General features: G+C 63.4%; 12 protein-coding genes. 10 read left to right on the top strand and 2 right to left on the bottom strand.

Translation table 11 applies throughout. The features are described 5' to 3' along the window. The first annotated feature begins 132 nt into the window (after positions 1 to 132). The 3 genes from ACSSVC_RS20390 to ACSSVC_RS20380 all read left to right on the top strand — a co-directional run bounded on the left by ACSSVC_RS20390 (position 133) and on the right by ACSSVC_RS20380 (position 3,145). Positions 133 to 1,806 (top strand): nitrite/sulfite reductase, encoded by a 1,674-nt coding sequence (locus ACSSVC_RS20390; protein ID WP_346634277.1) that lies wholly within the window; start codon positions 133 to 135, stop codon positions 1,804 to 1,806. Continuing rightward, positions 1,803 to 2,297 (top strand): DUF934 domain-containing protein, encoded by a 495-nt coding sequence (locus tag ACSSVC_RS20385; protein ID WP_346634278.1) that lies wholly within the window; start codon positions 1,803 to 1,805, stop codon positions 2,295 to 2,297. Before ACSSVC_RS20390 ends, ACSSVC_RS20385 begins: the two co-directional genes overlap by 4 nt. A gap of 176 nt (positions 2,298 to 2,473) precedes the next feature. Beyond that, positions 2,474 to 3,145 carry a DUF3313 domain-containing protein gene (locus ACSSVC_RS20380; protein ID WP_404936957.1) on the top strand — a complete coding sequence of 224 codons (672 nt, stop codon included), beginning with the start codon at positions 2,474 to 2,476 and terminating at the stop codon, positions 3,143 to 3,145. A 42-nt stretch (positions 3,146 to 3,187) separates the two neighbouring features. On the opposite strand, the gene ACSSVC_RS20375 is transcribed toward ACSSVC_RS20380, so the two are convergent. Beyond that, the gene (locus ACSSVC_RS20375) at positions 3,188 to 4,168 is read right to left on the bottom strand and encodes a DUF3829 domain-containing protein (RefSeq protein WP_492611261.1); all 981 of its coding nucleotides are present in this window, start codon (positions 4,166 to 4,168) and stop codon (positions 3,188 to 3,190) included. Continuing rightward, entirely contained in the window at positions 4,165 to 5,787 is a 1,623-nt protein-coding gene (locus ACSSVC_RS20370; protein ID WP_404936955.1) for a J domain-containing protein, read from the bottom strand. The genes ACSSVC_RS20375 and ACSSVC_RS20370 overlap by 4 nt, the downstream gene beginning before the upstream one ends. A gap of 387 nt (positions 5,788 to 6,174) precedes the next feature. On the opposite strand from ACSSVC_RS20370, the gene ACSSVC_RS20365 reads away from it, so the two are divergent. The 7 genes from ACSSVC_RS20365 to ACSSVC_RS20335 all read left to right on the top strand — a co-directional run bounded on the left by ACSSVC_RS20365 (position 6,175) and on the right by ACSSVC_RS20335 (position 17,395). After that, the gene (locus tag ACSSVC_RS20365) at positions 6,175 to 6,633 is read left to right on the top strand and encodes an SRPBCC family protein (RefSeq protein ID WP_492611260.1); all 459 of its coding nucleotides are present in this window, start codon (positions 6,175 to 6,177) and stop codon (positions 6,631 to 6,633) included. Positions 6,634 to 6,663: 30 nt separating this feature from the next. Next, positions 6,664 to 7,341, top strand: coding sequence for a type 1 glutamine amidotransferase domain-containing protein (locus ACSSVC_RS20360; protein ID WP_492611259.1), 678 nt, complete (start codon positions 6,664 to 6,666; stop codon positions 7,339 to 7,341). A gap of 318 nt (positions 7,342 to 7,659) precedes the next feature. Beyond that, complete coding sequence (gene tpx, locus ACSSVC_RS20355; protein WP_123725341.1) at positions 7,660 to 8,160, top strand: thiol peroxidase; 501 nt, start codon at positions 7,660 to 7,662, stop codon at positions 8,158 to 8,160. Positions 8,161 to 8,336: 176 nt separating this feature from the next. Then, a complete protein-coding gene (locus ACSSVC_RS20350; protein WP_492611258.1) occupies positions 8,337 to 9,665 on the top strand; it encodes an MdtA/MuxA family multidrug efflux RND transporter periplasmic adaptor subunit in 1,329 nt (442 codons plus the stop codon). Continuing rightward, on the top strand, positions 9,662 to 12,760 hold the full coding sequence (locus ACSSVC_RS20345; protein WP_346634285.1) for an MdtB/MuxB family multidrug efflux RND transporter permease subunit: 3,099 nt from the start codon (positions 9,662 to 9,664) through the stop codon (positions 12,758 to 12,760). The genes ACSSVC_RS20350 and ACSSVC_RS20345 overlap by 4 nt, the downstream gene beginning before the upstream one ends. A 37-nt stretch (positions 12,761 to 12,797) precedes the next feature. Next, complete coding sequence (locus ACSSVC_RS20340) at positions 12,798 to 15,905, top strand: efflux RND transporter permease subunit (protein WP_346634286.1); 3,108 nt, start codon at positions 12,798 to 12,800, stop codon at positions 15,903 to 15,905. After that, positions 15,902 to 17,395: an efflux transporter outer membrane subunit gene (locus ACSSVC_RS20335; RefSeq protein ID WP_346634287.1), complete on the top strand. Its 1,494-nt coding sequence runs from the start codon at positions 15,902 to 15,904 to the stop codon at positions 17,393 to 17,395. The genes ACSSVC_RS20340 and ACSSVC_RS20335 overlap by 4 nt, the downstream gene beginning before the upstream one ends. The last annotated feature ends 85 nt before the right edge of the window (positions 17,396 to 17,480 follow it).

Here is a 17,480-nt window from a genome sequence, read left to right as displayed (position 1 = left end):
TCGGTAGTGGCTGATATGGTTTTTTAGTTTTTACCTGAATCTGTAACGTTCTGCGCCGCACGCGCATAGTCGCCCCCTCACAACACGCGCCGTTTAGAGCACGACCAGCACCGATGAGGACGAGGTAGGCACATGTATCAGTACGACGACTATGACCGGGCCCTGGTCTTTGAGCGGGTGGCGCAGTTTCGCGATCAGGTCGAGCGCTTCATGGGCGGCCAGCTGAGCGAAGAGGAATTCCTGCCCCTGCGCCTGCAGAACGGCCTGTATATGCAGAAGCACGCCTACATGCTGCGGGTGGCGATTCCCTACGGCACCCTGAGCGCCCGGCAGATGCGCACCCTGGCCAGCATCGCCCGGGACTTCGATCGCGGCTACGGCCACTTCACCACCCGGCAGAACCTGCAGTTCAACTGGATCGAGCTGGCCCAGGTGCCCGACATCCTGCAGCGCCTGGCCGAGGTGGAGATGCACGCCATCCAGACCTCCGGCAACTGTGTGCGCAACATCACCACCGAGGCTTTTGCCGGGGTTGCCGCCGATGAGTACCTGGACCCGCGCCCCCTGGCGGAGATCCTGCGCCAGTGGTCCACCATCAACCCTGAATTCCTGTTCCTGCCACGCAAGTTCAAGATCGCCATCTGCTCGGCCAAGCAGGACCGCGCGGCCATCATGATGCATGACATCGGTCTGTACCTTTACCGCGCCCGCAGCGGCGAAATGCTCCTGCGCGTGATTGTGGGCGGGGGCCTGGGGCGCACGCCGATCCTTGGCCTGCAGATTCGCGACGGGCTGCCCTGGCAGCACCTGCTGTCCTATGTCGAGGCGGTGCTGCGGGTCTACAACCGCTACGGCCGGCGTGACAACAAGTACAAGGCGCGGATCAAGATCCTGGTCAAGGCCCTGGGCATCGAGGCCTTCGCCAAGGAAGTGGAGGAGGAGTGGCAGCACCTCAAGGACGGCCCGGCGCAGCTCACCGACGCTGAGTACCAGCGGGTCGCCAGCGCCTTTGTGCCGCCGATCTACGAGCGCCTGGCGGACACCGATCTGGATTACGGCAGCCACCTGGCCGAGTCCCCAGCCTTCGCGCGCTGGGTGGCGCGCAATGTGCACCCGCACAAGGTGCCGGGTTACACCTGCGTGGTGCTGTCCACCAAACCGGGGCCAAGCTCGCCGCCGGGGGATGTCACCGGTCAGCAGATGGAGGCGGTGGCCGACTGGTCCGAGCGCTTCGGCTTCGGCGAAATCCGTATTGCCCATGAACAGAACATCGTCCTGCCGGATGTGCCCAAGTCGCAGCTGTTCGAGCTTTGGCAGTGTGCCAGCGAGCACGGCCTGGGCACCGCCAATGCCGGCTTGCTGACCGACATCATCGCCTGCCCGGGCGGTGACTTCTGCGCCCTGGCCAACGCCAGGTCACTGCCGATTACCCTGGCCATCCAGCAGCGCTTCGAGGACCTGGACTACCTCCACGACCTGGGGGACATCAGCCTGAACATTTCCGGCTGCATGAACGCCTGCGGCCACCACCACATCGGCAATATCGGCATCCTCGGGGTCGACAAGAACGGCAGCGAGTGGTTTCAGGTCACCCTGGGCGGCGCCAAGGGCCGTGACAGTGCTCTGGGCAAGGTGATCGGGCCGTCCTTCAGCGCCGAGGAAATCCCCGAAGTGATCGAGCGCATCATTGCCACCTTCGTGCGCTACCGCGAAAGCGACGAACCCTTCGTCGAAACCCTGCAGCGCATCGGCCTGGAGCCGTTCAAGGAGCGGGTCTATCCCAAGGCTGTGGAGGCGCTGGCATGAACAACCTGCTGCGTCTGCATGAGGGCGAAGCCCAATTGGTGGAGGACGATGCCTGGAGCCTGGTGCGCGGGGTCGACGATACGCTGCCCGACGGGCCGCTGATCCTGCCCCTGGCCCTGTGGCTGATGCGGCGCATCGAGCATCACCCGGCCCGGGACGGCGTATGGATCGGCCCGGATGACGAAGTGGAAAGCCTCAAGCCCTGGCTCAAGCTGATCCCGCTGATTGCCGTGGATTTTCCGAGTTTTCGTGATGGTCGGGGCTACAGCCAGGCCTACCTGTTGCGTACCCGCCTGGGCTGGATGGGCGAGTTGCGAGCCATTGGCGACGTGCTGCGCGATCAACTGAGCCATATGCGTCAGTGCGGCTTCGACAGCTTTGCCGTGCGTGAAGACAAGTGCGCCCAGGACGCTCTCAAGGGACTGGTGGGCATGAGCGTGCTCTATGGTCGCTCAGTGATCGAACCTCGCCCGCTGTTCCGCCGCCGGTAACCGTCGGCACCTTTTCCGTAGGAGCCGGCTTGCCGGCGAAGGGGCCCCGAAGATGGCTTTTGTCGGGGTCCCTGGGGTCTTTCCATCCTAAAAACACCCGGCTCAGCAACAATCCTTTGGCTATACCTGTAATTCCCCTGGCCAGTTCCTGGCTGTTTCACCTACAGGAGTTACCCATGAAACTTGCATTGATGATCGGCACCGCGTGCCTTGCCTCTTTGGCAGTGGTCGGCTGCTCCAGCAAAGTGACCCAGCCCGACGAATATTCCGGGTTTCTCCAGGACTACAGCCGGCTCAAGGAGGCCAAGTCGCCCTCCGGGGTGGAGGTGATGCGTTGGATCGATCCCAAACTGGATGTAGGCCGGTACCGGGCGATCTATATCGAGCCCACCCAGTTCTACCCGCAGCCACAAGCCACAGCGAAGATTCCCCAGAGCACCCTCAACGGTATCAATCAGTATTACGACCAGGCCCTCAGGCGTGAGGCGGCCCGCAGCTTGCCCCTCGCCGAGGGCCCTGGTCCGGGCGTGGTGGTCGTACGGGCGGCGATCACTGCTGTCAGCAGTAAAACCGAAGGCCTGAAGCCGTATGAAATCATTCCCGTGGCCCTGGTGGCAGCGGCGGTCAGCACCGCCACCGGAATTCGCGACCAGGAAACCACGCTGGGCACCGAGGCGGTGTTTCTCGATGGCAGCAGTGGCAAAGTGATTGCTCAGGTGGTGCGCAAGGGCACCGGCAAGCCCCTGAAAAACGACACGCAAGTGATGAAGGCCGATGACGTGAAGAACGTCATCGACGGTTGGGCGGCGGACTTCCACCAGTCTTTTGCCAAGCTCAAGGCGCGTTAGGGCCTGATTGTCCGGCGGCGGCCAACAGGGGCTGCTGCCGCTTCAATAGTCCATCTGGGCCTGCTTGTTGTAGTAACTGAGCAGCGAGTCGTAGGCCCGCATGACCGCGTGATAGTCCTCGCTCAGACGCTGTGGTGCAGCCTGTTTCTGCCAGTCCTGATGCAAGGCGAGCAAGGCTTGCTGGTAGCGCTGCGCTGGCCGCGTGATCTGGCTCCATAGGTAATAGGCCGGTTGTGTGCGGCTGCTTTGTGGTCGGTTGCGCAAGGGCTGGCCGGCATCCCAGGCCCGTTGCAGATCCTGGCTGGCTTGTGCCAGTTGTTCCGGGGTCAGTTTTTTTTCGCGCACGCCCTGGCTGATCTGCTCCACCGTGAGCCGCGCCTGGATCATGTAGTCCAGCAGGTGCCAGTGGATGTCCTGTCCAAGACGTTGCTCAAGCAGCCGCTGTTGCTCGCGTCGGGCGCCGATGTCTGCGCTCGCCAGGGCGTCACGCAGCTCGGCGGAGGCTTGCAGGTAGTGGTCGAACTTGGGTTGGAGCAGGGCAACAGTGGCTGTGTCTTCCTCGGCCGGCATGTAAGCGCCGGGTACGGCGCTGGAATGAGCGCGACGGGCAAGGTTGGCCTGGTGCAGCGCGTCGATGTAGCGCTCGGCAAGGCCGATCAGCGGGGCGTCGGGTTGCAGGTGGCGCAGTCGATAGAGCATGCGCGGTTCACAGTCGCGGGCGGGCAGGGTGTCCATGTCGGTCTTCGCGCCGTCTGCGAAGTCCTTGGCATTGTTCAGCAGATCGGCGAACGCCATGCGCCAGGCCGGTTGAGTGCCGTAGGTGTAATAGCCCAGGCGCCATGGCACATCGTATTGGTTGACGCAGTCGATCAGCGGCGCCCTGGCCGCAGCCTGGGCACTGGCGGCGCTGTCCAGGCCGGCCAGCCACAGTTCGAAGCGGGCGATCGGGGCTCCGGCACCCAGGAGTGCAAACAAGCCAAAAATCAGCGCGCAACCGAAAATCAGCAATGGGCGTTGGCTCATGGCCGGTTCTCCTTGGGGTACCACTGTGCCTCGGTGGCCGGTGCTGCGCACTCGGGGACATTGGCCGGCATGCGCGCGCACAGGCGCTCGGTCCAGGGCTGCAGGCCCTGGTAACGCCCGGTGGTGTGGCGCTCGTCGAACCACTTGAGGGTGGCAATTGCCGCCACCAGCAGCACCAGTCCCGTGCCCAGCAGCAGGCGGCGCGGCCAGGGATTGATGCGTTGCCAGGCGTTCAGCGGGTCGATCTGGCGCTGACGGGCCAGGGCCACCAGCAGCAGGACCCCAAGATAAGTGATCGTGGCCACCGGGTGGACCGCCACGCCCAGCAGTCCGCCCAGCAGCGCTGCGGGCAACAGGTCGCGAATCAGTTGCACGCCGTGATAGGGCGTCCGGTGCCGAGGCAGGCGTTGGCTGAGGCGCTCGTCCCACTGGAACAGACGTTGGCTCAGGGGCCGCCAAAGTCGCTGCAGCCCTTCGCCTGCGGCGCACAAGCACAGAGCCCAGACCAGCGTCACTCCGACAATCTCCCAGGGACTGCTGTCTTGCCCGGCGTAATCGGCCATTGCGCCGGTGAGGCTGGCCAGAACCACGCCCAGGAGCATCGGCCAGCTGTTGATCGCGTGTTCCCAGTCCCGCCAGAAGTAGGGGTTGCTGGCGGGCATGCCGGCGGCGACTTCCGGGTAGTCTGCGGCCAGGCTTGCGGCCAGCGTGTGGCAGGCTTGCCAGTCCAGGCTGCCCAGCTGCCGGGCCCAGGCGCGGCGCTGACGGAAGCTCAGGGGCGCGAGCAACAAGCGTGCAGCACGGTGCTCCGGGGTGCTCGGCGGTTCGCTCGCCAGTTGTTGCTGGTGGGCCAGGTACAGCGGTGCCTGATGGCGTTTCAACAGGCGCGGCCAGAGCACTTCCGGGCAGTTGTCACCGGTATTGGTGTGCCAGCCTTGGCCGGCACAGACCGCCTGGAACACCGCCACCGACCAATAGGGGCTATTGGCCAGTGTCTGTGCCAGCCACTGGTTGAACCATTGTCGATGTTGCAGGTGGAGCAGCCAGGAATGGGCTGAACGCTGGGCGTAGGCCTGCAGGAACGCCGCTTCATCCTTGGCCTCCAGGGCTGCGGCCAGCGGCTCTTGCACTCGCTGATAGAGCTGTTGCTGCAACTCCAGCACCAGATATTCCGGCAGATCCAGGCGTTGCCAGGCACTCATCCAGCGCAGATGCTCGAAACCCCAGTGCAACACCGCGTCGGCCTGTGCCGGGTGTTCGACGCAATAGCGCAGCAGGGCCAGTTCGAACTCATAGGCGCATGCCTGCTCCTGGGCCTGCTCAAAGCGCTGGTCGAGCTGATCGACATGCAGCTCCTTGAGCAGGATAGCCACTCGCTGCACGGGTGAGAGCGCCAAGGTGACCGGCTCGTTGTCTGCCCAGGTCTCGACCGTCTCCAGGGTCTCGTTCTGTTGCTCCCAATCCTTATGGGCCAGTGCCTCTTCATAGGCGTCGCGCAAGCGCTGGAAACCTTGCGGATCTTCATCCGGGCGGGTCTGCTTCAGCAGCCTGGCGTAGTGGCGCTTGATGGTTCGGATGTCAGCGGTGGCCGGCAGGCCGAGTAGGGTCCAGCAGCTCATTGGGCGGTAAGACTCCGTGCAACCCGCAGCAGCATCCAGTGATGGATGGATGAAATTGCGCACCCTACCGGTTTCTCGGATAAAAGTCCCCGACTCGAATCCGTCTATTGAAAAGTGGGAAGGCCAGGGCGGTTCAGCGTTGGCCGTGTGGTGCGGCAAGGATCTCGTCTGCGCTGATTTGCTACGCCCGGAAGGTACGCTCCGAGTGGTATGGGACTGCTCGAAGGGAGTGAGCAACCTCAAGTGGATTGTGACTATAACCTTATTCGTTGAGTGGTTTAGTTAATGTTGTTTATAGATTAAAAAAATCAATAAAAACAACTATTTATAGATTTATTCTAATCCTGTGTGTGATGTGTTTTTTAGTTGAGGAAGGAGCTTTCAGGTATGCCCGTAGTTGAACGCACGACTTTTCTGGCAGGTTGCAGTCCGGCTCAGGTGCTGGATTTCTGTCTTGAGGGGGGCAACTTTCCGAAGATCTTTCCCGAGCCCGTTACGCCCTTGGGGGGTATCGATCTCAACGATCTGCGCATCAGCGCCGGGCGCCAGTTCAGCTTCAGGCACTGGATGTGGGGTGTCATTCCGGCGAACTGGACGGTGGTCATCCGTGAGGTGAGCGACCGGCATTTTGTCGATGAAATGCTCAAGGGGCCGTTGCGAGCCTTTCGCCATGAGCATCGGGTGGAGGCTGCCGAAGGGGGAGCCCTGTACACCGACCGGGTGACCTATCGGGCCATTGGCGGTGCACCTTTGGAGCGGCTGGTGGTCAATCGCTACATGGCGCGTATTTTCGATGCCCGGCAGCGCAACATGGTGCGCTTGCTGAGCGTTGCGCCGTCTTCGTGATTCTCTGTGTGGATATTCAAGGAGCATGCCGTGAGCAAGAAAATTCTGGTGGTCCTGACCAGCGTGGCCAAATACCCGACCTTGAACCGTGCCACTGGCCTGTGGCTGGGGGAGGCGGTGCACTTTGTGAAAAAGGTCGAGGCGGCAGGGTTCGAGGTGGACTACGTCAGCCCCAAGGGCGGCTACGTGCCCATCGATCCCCATAGCCTGGCCATGGCTGACGACACCGACTGGCAGTGGTACCAGGACAGCGCTTTCATGTGCCGCCTGGGCGCGACCCTGAAGCCGGAGCAGGTCCGCTCAGAGGATTATGTGGCGATCTACTACACCGGCGGGCATGGCGTGGTCTGGGACTTTCCCGACAATGCTCGGCTGCAGGCCTTGAGCCGTGAAATCCATGAGCAGGGCGGTTATGTCAGTTCGGTCTGCCATGGCGCGGTGGGCTTGCTGAACATCAGGCTCAGCGATGGCTCGCTGCTGATTGCCGGCAAGCAGGTCACCGGGTTCTCCAATGAAGAGGAGAAGCTGGTCGAGCTGGACCAGTACGTGCCCTTCCTGACGGAAACCGAGCTGGTCAAGCGGGGTGCCCTGTACCAGAAGGCCGCCGCGCCCTGGGCACCGTTTGCCGTGCAAGACCAGCGAGTGATCACCGGGCAGAACCCGGCGTCCGGCGGCCCGGTAGCGGAGCTGCTGCTGGCGCACCTGTAGGAGCCGGCTTGCCGGCGAAGGGGCCCTTGAGCGTTGCGGTGCTCTTGCGGACGCCTTCGCTGGCAAGCCAGCTCCTACGATTACCGATTACCGATTACCGATTACCGATTACCGATTACCGATTACCGATTACCGATCCACGATCCACGATCCACGATCGGTAATCATTGCGCGGTCCGCCTGGGCGCTGTTGAAGCGGTTTGTTGGACAATTTATCCGCCCGACAATAGGTGCTCGCGCCGTTTCATGCTTAACTTCGGCCTCTCAAGAATTTCTCATTGCTGTTCCATCATCACTGTTCAATAAAGGACTCCGTTCATGGCTCAAGTCACTCTCAAAGGCAACCCGGTTCAGGTCAACGGCCAGCTGCCGCAAGTGGGTTCCAAGGCTCCTGCGTTCTCCCTGGTAGGCGCGGGTCTGGCCGATGTTTCCCTGAGCAGCCTCGCCGGCAAGCGTAAAGTGCTGAACATCTTCCCAAGCGTCGACACCCCAACCTGCGCTACCTCGGTACGCAAGTTCAACGCTCAGGCCAACGAACTGGCTAACACTGTGGTGCTGTGCATCTCTGCCGACCTGCCATTCGCCCAGGCCCGTTTCTGCGGCGCCGAAGGCCTGGAAAATGTGCAGAACCTGTCGACCCTGCGCGGTCGTGAGTTCATCGAGAACTACGGTGTCGCCATTGCCGACGGCCCACTGGCCGGCCTGACGGCCCGCGCCGTGGTGGTGCTGGACGAAAACGACAAAGTGCTGCACAGCGAACTGGTCAAGGAAATCGCTGAAGAGCCGAACTACGACGCGGCCTTGGCCGTACTCAAGTAACAGCCTTTACAATTATTCACGGCCTGGCCCTGTCCAGGCCGTTTTTATTTGTGCTTCAGTGGCTTAGCGCCGCACCTTAAAACGTCAGTCAAAGGTAAATTGCCGGTAAAGGCGCTTTGCTAAAACAGCTCTAGTGCTTATCTTTCAGCCTTCTCAAGAAGACTCCCACGCGCCCAATGGTTGATCACTCCATGCAATCCTCTGCTCCCCGCAACTCCCGTCGCTGGCTGTTCGGCCTGTTCGTCCTGCTGTTGGTCGTGGGCTTGTGCTGGAAATTCTGGCCGGCCAGTACCCATCAGGAGGCTGCCGGGCAGAAAGCCGCGACCGGGCATACCGGGCGCAGTGGCAGCGTGCGTCCCGGTTTCGGCGGCGCCAGCGGACCGATTCCTGTGCGCGTATCGCCGGTGACTCAGGGCGACTTCCCGCTGTACTACAAGGCCCTGGGCACGGTGACGGCACTCAACACCATCAATGTGCGCAGCCGGGTCGCGGGGGAGCTGGTCAAGATCAACTTCGAGGAAGGGCAGATGGTCAAGGCCGGCGACCTGCTGGCACAGATCGATCCGCGGCCCTATCAGAATGCCTTGCTCCAGGCCGAGGGCACCTTGCTGCAGAATCAGGCCCAGCTGAAGAACGCCCAGGTCGACCTTGAGCGTTATCGCGGCCTGTACGCCCAGGACAGTATCGCCAAACAGACCCTGGACACCGCTGCGGCGCTGGTGGGCCAGTACCAGGGCACGGTCAAGACCAATCAGGCGGCGGTCAACGACGCCAAGCTCAACCTTGAATTCACCAACATCCGTGCGCCCATCGCCGGTCGCCTGGGCCTGCGCCAACTGGACGTCGGCAACCTGGTGGCCGCCAACGACACCACGGCGCTGGTGATCATCACCCAGACCCAGCCGATCAGCGTGGCCTTCACCCTGCCGGAAAACAGCCTGGAAACCGTGCTCAAGCGCTACCACAGCGGCGCCAAGCTGGCGGTGGAAGCCTGGGATCGTGGCGATGTGAAATTGCAGGCCAGCGGCGTGCTGCAAAGCCTGGACAACCAGATTGACACCACCACCGGCACCCTGAAGTTCAAGGGGCGCTTCGATAACCGTGACCAGGGCCTGTTCCCCAATCAGTTCGTCAATGTGCGGCTGCTGGCCGACACCCTGAAGAACGTGGTGCTGGCACCTTCGGCAGCGATCCAGTTCGGCACCAACGGTACCTTCGTCTACGCCATGGACGGTGATAACAAGGTGAAGATCCGCCAGTTGCAGGTGGGCGACAGCAACGGCGACCTGACGGTGATCAAGGACGGTCTCAAGGCTGGTGACCGGGTAGTGATGGAAGGCACCGACCGCCTCAAGGACGGCAGCGAGGTGGAAGTGGTCAACGACAGCAGCGAAGTGCCCACCACCCCCACCGAACACTTGCAGGGCCAGCCCGCCGGCTCGGCCAGCGCGCCGGCGGTGGATGGCAAGCCGGTTGATGGCAAGGCGCAAAAGGTCGGCGCATGAATTTCTCGCGGCTGTTCATCCTGCGTCCGGTAGCCACCACCCTGAGCATGCTGGCCATTGTCCTGGCCGGCCTGATCGCCTATCGCCTGTTGCCGGTCTCGGCCTTGCCCCAGGTGGATTACCCGACCATCCGGGTCATGACCCTGTACCCCGGGGCCAGCCCGGACGTGATGACCAGCGCGGTCACCGCGCCCCTGGAGCGTCAGTTCGGGCAGATGCCCGGCCTGACCCAGATGGCCTCCACCAGTTCCGGTGGCGCCTCGGTGCTGACCCTGCGGTTCAGCCTCGACATCAATATGGACGTGGCCGAGCAACAGGTGCAGGCGGCCATCAACGCCGCCACCAACCTGTTGCCCAAGGACCTGCCGGCACCGCCGGTGTACAACAAGGTCAACCCGGCGGACACCCCGGTGCTGACCCTGGCCATCACCTCCAAGACCATGCTGTTGCCCAAGCTCAATGACTTGGTGGACACCCGCATGGCACAGAAGATCGCCCAGATCAGCGGCGTCGGCATGGTCAGCATCGCCGGTGGCCAGCGCCAGGCGGTACGGATCAAGGTCAACCCTGAAGCCCTGGCGGCCAACGGCCTGAACCTGGCGGATGTGCGCACCTTGATTGCCGCGTCCAACGTCAACCAGCCCAAGGGCAACTTCGACGGCCCGACCCGGGTCTCGATGCTCGATGCCAACGACCAGCTGACCTCGCCCAAGGATTACGCCGAGCTGATCCTGGCCTATAAGAACGGCGCACCGCTGCGCCTGAAGGATGTGGCCGAGATCGTCGACGGCGCCGAGAACGAGCGCCTCGCGGCCTGGGCCAACGAGAACCAGGCGGTGCTGCTCAATATCCAGCGCCAGCCCGGGGCCAACGTGATCGAGGTGGTGGACCGGATCAAGGCGCTGCTGCCGAGCATCACCGACAACCTGCCGGCGGGCCTGGACGTCACGGTGCTCACCGACCGCACCCAGACCATCCGCGCCTCGGTCACCGATGTGCAGCACGAACTGTTTATCGCCATTGCCCTGGTGGTGATGGTGACCTTCCTCTTTCTGCGTCGGGCCAGCGCCACCCTCATTCCATCGATTGCCGTGCCGCTGTCGCTGATCGGCACCTTCGGCGTGATGTACCTGGCCGGTTTTTCGGTGAACAACCTGACCCTGATGGCCCTGACCATCGCCACCGGTTTTGTGGTGGACGATGCCATCGTCATGCTGGAGAACATCTCGCGCTTCATCGAGGAGGGCGACAGCCCGATGCAGGCGGCGCTCAAGGGTGCCAAGCAGATCGGCTTTACCCTGATCTCCCTGACCCTGTCGCTGATCGCGGTGCTGATTCCGCTGCTGTTCATGGCCGACGTGGTGGGCCGGCTGTTCCGTGAATTTGCCATCACTCTGGCCGTGGCGATCCTGATTTCCCTGGTGGTGTCCCTGACCCTGACCCCGATGATGTGCGCGCGGCTGCTCAAGCGTGAGCCCAAGCCTGAAGAGCAGGGGCGCTTCTATCGCGCCAGCGGGGCCTGGATCGACTGGTTGATCGAAAGCTACGGGCGCAAGTTGCAGTGGGTGCTCAAGCACCAGTTCCTGACCCTGATGGTGGCCGTCGGCACCCTGGGCTTGACTGTGTTGCTCTATCTGGTGGTGCCCAAGGGCTTCTTCCCGGTGCAGGACACTGGGGTCATCCAGGGGATTTCCGAGGCGCCGCAGTCGGTGTCCTTCGCCGCCATGAGCCAACGCCAGCAAGACTTGGCGAAGATCATCCTGCAGGACCCGGCGGTGCAAAGCCTGTCGTCCTACATCGGCGTCGACGGCGACAACGCCACCCTCAACAGTGGGCGCTTGCTGATCAACCTCAAGCCTCACAGCCAGCGTGATCTGAGCGCGACCCAGGTGATCGCGCGGATCCAGCCCGAGGTGGACAAGCTGCTGGGCATCCGCCTGTTCATGCAGCCGGTGCAGGATTTGACCATCGAAGACCGGGTCAGTCGTACCCAGTACCAGTTCAGCCTGTCGTCGCCGGACGCCGAGCTGCTGAGCCTGTGGAGCAATCGTCTGGTGGAAGCCCTGGCGCAACGTCCGCAGCTCACCGACGTGGCCAGCGACCTGCAGGACAAGGGCTTGCAGGTGTATCTGGTGATCGACCGCGATGCGGCGTCCCGGGTCGGGGTTTCGGTGTCGAACATCACCGACGCCTTGTACGACGCCTTCGGCCAGCGCCAGATTTCCACCATCTACACCCAGGCCAGCCAGTACCGGGTGGTGCTCCAGGCCCAGGCCGGGGAGCGCATCGGACCCCAGGCCCTGGAGCAGATCCACGTCAAGACCACCGACGGCGGGCAAGTGCGGCTGTCGAGCCTGGCCCATGTCGAGGAGCGCCAGGCGCAACTGGCCATCGCCCATATCGGCCAGTTCCCGGCGGTGATGATGTCCTTCAACCTGGCGCCCGGTGTAGCCCTGGGGGAGGCGGTGAATGTCATCGAGCAGGTGCAGCAGGAGATCGGCATGCCGGTAGGGGTGCAGACCCGCTTCCAGGGCGCGGCGGAGGCCTTCCAGGCCTCGCTGTCGAGCACTTTGCTGCTGATCCTGGCGGCGGTGGTGACCATGTACATCGTCCTCGGGGTGCTCTATGAGAGCTACATCCACCCGATCACCATCCTCTCCACCTTGCCCTCGGCGGCGGTGGGGGCCTTGCTGGCGCTGATTCTCAGCGGCAACGACCTGGGCATGATCGCCATCATCGGCATCATCCTGCTGATCGGCATCGTCAAGAAGAACGCGATCATGATGATCGACTTCGCCCTCGACGCCGAACGCCACCAGGGCATGGCCCCGGAACAGGCCATCTATCAGGCGGCGCTGCTGCGTTTCCGGCCGATCCTGATGACCACCCTGGCGGCGCTGTTTGGTGCGGTGCCGCTGATGCTGGCCACCGGTTCCGGTGCCGAACTGCGCCAGCCCCTGGGCCTGGTGATGGTGGGCGGCCTGTTGGTGAGTCAGGTGCTGACCCTGTTCACCACGCCGGTGATCTACCTGTACTTCGACCGCCTGGGTCGGCGCTTCGGCAAGCGTGAAGACGCCCAAGAGGTGGAGGCATGAAGGGCCGCAGTAAGCCTCAAGCCTGGGGCGTTCAGCCATGAACCTGTCCGGACCGTTCATCAAGCGCCCGGTGGCGACCATGCTCCTGAGTCTGGCGATCATGTTGCTGGGCGGCGTGAGCTTCGGCCTGCTGCCGGTGGCGCCGCTGCCGCAGATGGACTTCCCGGTGATTGTGGTCCAGGCCAGCCTGCCCGGGGCCAGTCCCGAGGTCATGGCGTCCACCGTGGCCACGCCCCTGGAGCGCTCCTTCGGCGCCATCGCCGGGGTCAACACCATGAGCAGCCGTTCCAGCCAGGGTTCGACCCGGGTGATCCTGCAGTTCGACCTGGACCGCGACATCAACGGTGCCGCCAGGGAAGTGCAGGCGGCTATCAACGCTTCGCGCAACCTGTTGCCCAGCGGCATGCGCAGCATGCCCACCTACAAGAAGGTCAACCCGTCCCAGGCGCCGATCATGGTGCTGTCCCTGACCTCCGATGTGCTGGAGAAGGGCCAGCTCTACGACCTGGCCTCGACCATCCTGTCCCAGAGCCTGTCCCAGGTGCAGGGCGTGGGCGAGGTGCAGGTGGGCGGCAGCTCCTTGCCGGCGGTGCGCATCGAGCTCGAGCCGCAGTTGCTCAACCAGTACGGCGTGGCCCTGGACGATGTGCGCAACGCCATTGCCAACGCCAATCAGCGCCGGCCCAAGGGTTCGGTGGAAGATGACCAGCGGCTGTGGCAGATCCAGGCCAACGACCAGTTGGAAAAGGCCCGCGACTACGAGCCGCTGATCATCCATTACAACAATGGCGCGGCCCTGCGGCTCAAAGACGTGGCCAAGGTCACCGACGGCGTGGAAGACCGCTACAACAGCGGTTTCTTCAACGACGATGCGGCGGTGCTGCTGGTGATCAACCGCCAGGCCGGGGCCAACATCATCGAGACGGTGAACGAGATCAAGGCCCAGTTGCCGGCGTTGCAGGCGGTGCTGCCGGCCAGCGTCAAGCTCAACCTGGCCATGGATCGCTCGCCGGTGATCAAGGCCACCCTGCACGAGGCGGAGATGACCCTGTTGATCGCCGTGGCGCTGGTGATCCTGGTGGTGTTCCTGTTCCTCGGCAACTTCCGCGCTTCGGTGATCCCGACCCTGGCGGTGCCGGTGTCCCTGGTGGGCACCTTCGCCATCATGTACCTGTACGGCTTCTCCCTGAACAACCTGTCGCTGATGGCGCTGATCCTCGCCACCGGGCTGGTGGTGGACGATGCCATCGTGGTCCTGGAGAACATTTCCCGGCATATCGACGAAGGTATCGCGCCGATGAAAGCGGCGTACCTGGGGGCCAAGGAGGTGGGCTTCACCCTGCTGTCGATGAACGTGTCGCTGGTGGCGGTGTTTCTCTCGATCCTGTTCATGGGCGGGATCATCGAGAGCCTGTTTCGTGAGTTCTCCATCACCCTGGCGGCGGCCATCGTCGTCTCCCTGGTGGTGTCCCTGACCCTGACCCCGATGCTCTGCGCCCGCTGGCTCAAGCCCCATACCCCGGGTCAGGAAAACGCCCTGCAACGCTGGAGCCGGCGCAGCAACGAGTGGATGGTGGGCAAGTACGCCACCAGCCTGGACTGGGTGCTGCGGCACAGGCGCCTGACCCTGCTCAGCCTGTTGCTGACCATCGGCGTCAACGTGGCCCTGTACGTGGTGGTGCCCAAGACTTTCATGCCCCAGCAGGACACCGGCCAGTTGATCGGCTTTGTCCGTGGCGACGATGGCCTGTCCTTCAGCGTGATGCAGCCGAAGATGGAGGTCTTCCGTCGTGCGGTGCTCAAGGACTCGGCAGTGGAAAGCGTGGCCGGCTTCATCGGTGGCAGCAACGGCACCAACAACGCGTTCATGCTGGTGCGCCTCAAACCGATCAAGGAACGCAATATCTCGGCGCAGAAGGTCATCGAACGGCTGCGCAAGGAAATGCCCAAGGTGGCCGGCGCCCAGTTGATGCTGATGGCCGACCAGGACCTGCAGTTCGGCGGCGGCCGCGAGCAGACCACCTCGCAGTATTCCTACATTCTGCAAAGCGGCGACCTGGGCGAGCTGCGCCAGTGGTACCCGAAAGTGGTCACTGCGCTGCGGGCCCTGCCGGAGCTCACGGCCATCGATGCCCGGGAAGGCCACGGTGCCCAGCAAGTGACCCTGATGGTGGACCGCGACCAGGCCAAGCGCCTGGGGGTGGACATGGACATGGTTACCGCCGTGCTCAACAACGCCTACAGCCAGCGGCAGATCTCCACCATCTACGACAGCCTCAACCAGTATCAGGTGGTGATGGAGGTCAACCCGAAATATGCCCAGGACCCGATTACCCTGAATCAGGTGCAGGTGATCACCGCCGATGGGGCGCGGATTCCGCTGTCGGCCATCGCTCACTATGAAAACAGCCTGGAAGACGACCGGGTCAGCCACGAAGGGCAGTTCGCTTCGGAAAGCATTTCCTTCGACATGGCCGAAGGCGTGACGGTGGAGCAGGGCACCGCCGCCATCGAACGGGCGATCGCCAAGCTGGGCATGCCCGAGGACGTGATCGTCAAGATGGCCGGCACCGCCGATGCCTTCGCCGCCACCCAGAAGAGCCAGCCGTTCATGATCCTCGGCGCGCTGCTGGCGGTGTATCTGGTGCTTGGGGTGCTCTATGAAAGCTACATCCACCCGCTGACCATCCTCTCCACCTTGCCTTCGGCCGGGGTCGGCGCCTTGCTTTCGATCTACGTGCTGGGCGGCGAGTTCAGCCTGATCTCGTTGCTGGGGCTGTTCCTGCTGATCGGGGTGGTGAAGAAGAACGCGATCCTGATGATCGACCTGGCGCTGCAACTGGAGCGCCACCACGGGATGGACCCGCTGCAATCGATCCGCAGTGCCTGCCTGCAGCGCCTGCGGCCAATCCTGATGACCACCCTGGCGGCGATTCTCGGTGCCTTGCCCCTGTTGCTGGGCAACGCCGAAGGCTCGGAAATGCGCCAGCCCCTGGGCCTGACCATCATTGGCGGCCTGGTCTTCAGTCAGATCCTGACCCTTTACACCACCCCGGTGGTCTACCTCTATCTCGATCGCCTGCGCCACAAGTTCAACCACTGGCGTGGGGTCCGTACCGATGCTGCTCTGGAAACGCCGCTATGACCGACCATTCGTCCCGTCCTGTTTCTCCGCTGTCCGCCCAGCGCCTGGCCATGGCCCGGGGGTCGCGGGCCTTGAGCCTGGGCCTGTGCGTGCTGCTGCTCAGCGCCTGCGCCATCGGTCCCGACTACCAACGGCCCCAGGTGGCCGAACCGGTGCAATACAAGGAGGCCCAGGGCTGGCGTCAGGCCAACCCCAGCGACGCCCTGGCCCGTGGCGCCTGGTGGGAGCTGTACGGTGACACGCAGCTCAACGGCTTGATCGAGAAGCTCAACAGTTCCAACCAGAGCGTCGCCCAGTCAGAAGCGCAATACCGTCAGGCCCAGGCCCTGGTCCGCAGTTCCCGTGGGGCGTTCTTTCCCAGTGTCGACCTGAGCGCCGGCAAGACCCGGGCCAGCCAGGGCACTGGCAGCAGCAGTTCGGCCCTCAGCAGCTCCAGCAGCGGTATTCGCGACACCTACAACACCCAGTTGGGGGTGAGTTGGGAGGCGGACGTCTGGGGCAAGCTGCGCCGCGGCCTGGAAGCCAACGAAGCCAGCGCCGAGGCGAGCTTTGCCGATCTGGCGGCCATGCGCCTGAGCCAGCAGTCGGAGCTGGTGCAGAACTACCTGCAGCTGCGAGTGATCGATCAGCAGAAGCGCTTGCTGGAAGCCACGGTGGCGGCCTACCAGCGGTCCCTGACCATGACCCAGAACCAGTATCAGGCCGGGGTGTCCGGCAAGGATGCAGTCGCCCAGGCCCAGACCCAGCTGAAAAGCACCCAGGCCGACCTGATCGACCTGATCTGGCAGCGGGCGCAGTTCGAGAACGCCATCGCGGTGCTGATCGGTGTGCCGCCGGCCGAGTTCAACCTGGCAGAAAACACCCGTATTCCCGGCTTGCCCCAGGTACCCCTGGCGGTGCCCTCGCAACTGCTGGAGCGGCGTCCGGACATTGCCTCGGCTGAGCGTTCGGTGATCGCCGCCAACGCCAATATCGGTGTAGCCAAGGCCGCCTACTACCCCGACTTGACCCTGAGCCTGGCCGGTGGCTACAGCAGCAGTACCTACGCCGACTGGATCAGCCTGCCGAACCGGTTCTGGTCGGTGGGGCCCAAGCTCGCCATGACCCTGTTCGACGGTGGCCAGCGCTCGGCGGAAGTGGATCGCACTGAAGCGGCCTACGACCAGACCGTGGCCAAGTACCGACAGACCGTGCTCGACGGTTTCCGCGAGGTGGAGAACTACATGGTCCAGCTCAAGGTCCTGGAAGACGAGGCCGAGGTGCGTCAGCAGGCCCTGGATTCGGCACGGGAGGCCCTGCGCCTGACCGAGAACCAGTACAAGGCCGGATTGATCGCCTACCTGGACGTGGTCACCAGCCAGACCACCGCCTTGAGCAACGAGCGCAGCGTCCTCAGTCTGCTGCAGAGCCGGTTGATTGCCAGTGTGCAATTGATCGCCGCCATGGGCGGTGGCTGGGATGGTCAGTTGCAGGCCGACGAGCGGAAATAGGCCCGGGGGAAGCTAGCGAACCCGGTTTCCTGCCACCCTTGCAAGGCAAGGCCCTGCGACGAGCGCTGCCTTGCCTGCTGCAACG

The organism is Pseudomonas sp. E1BtOHC1, assembly GCF_058744285.1.
This window is presented reverse-complemented; position numbering and strand designations above follow the sequence as displayed.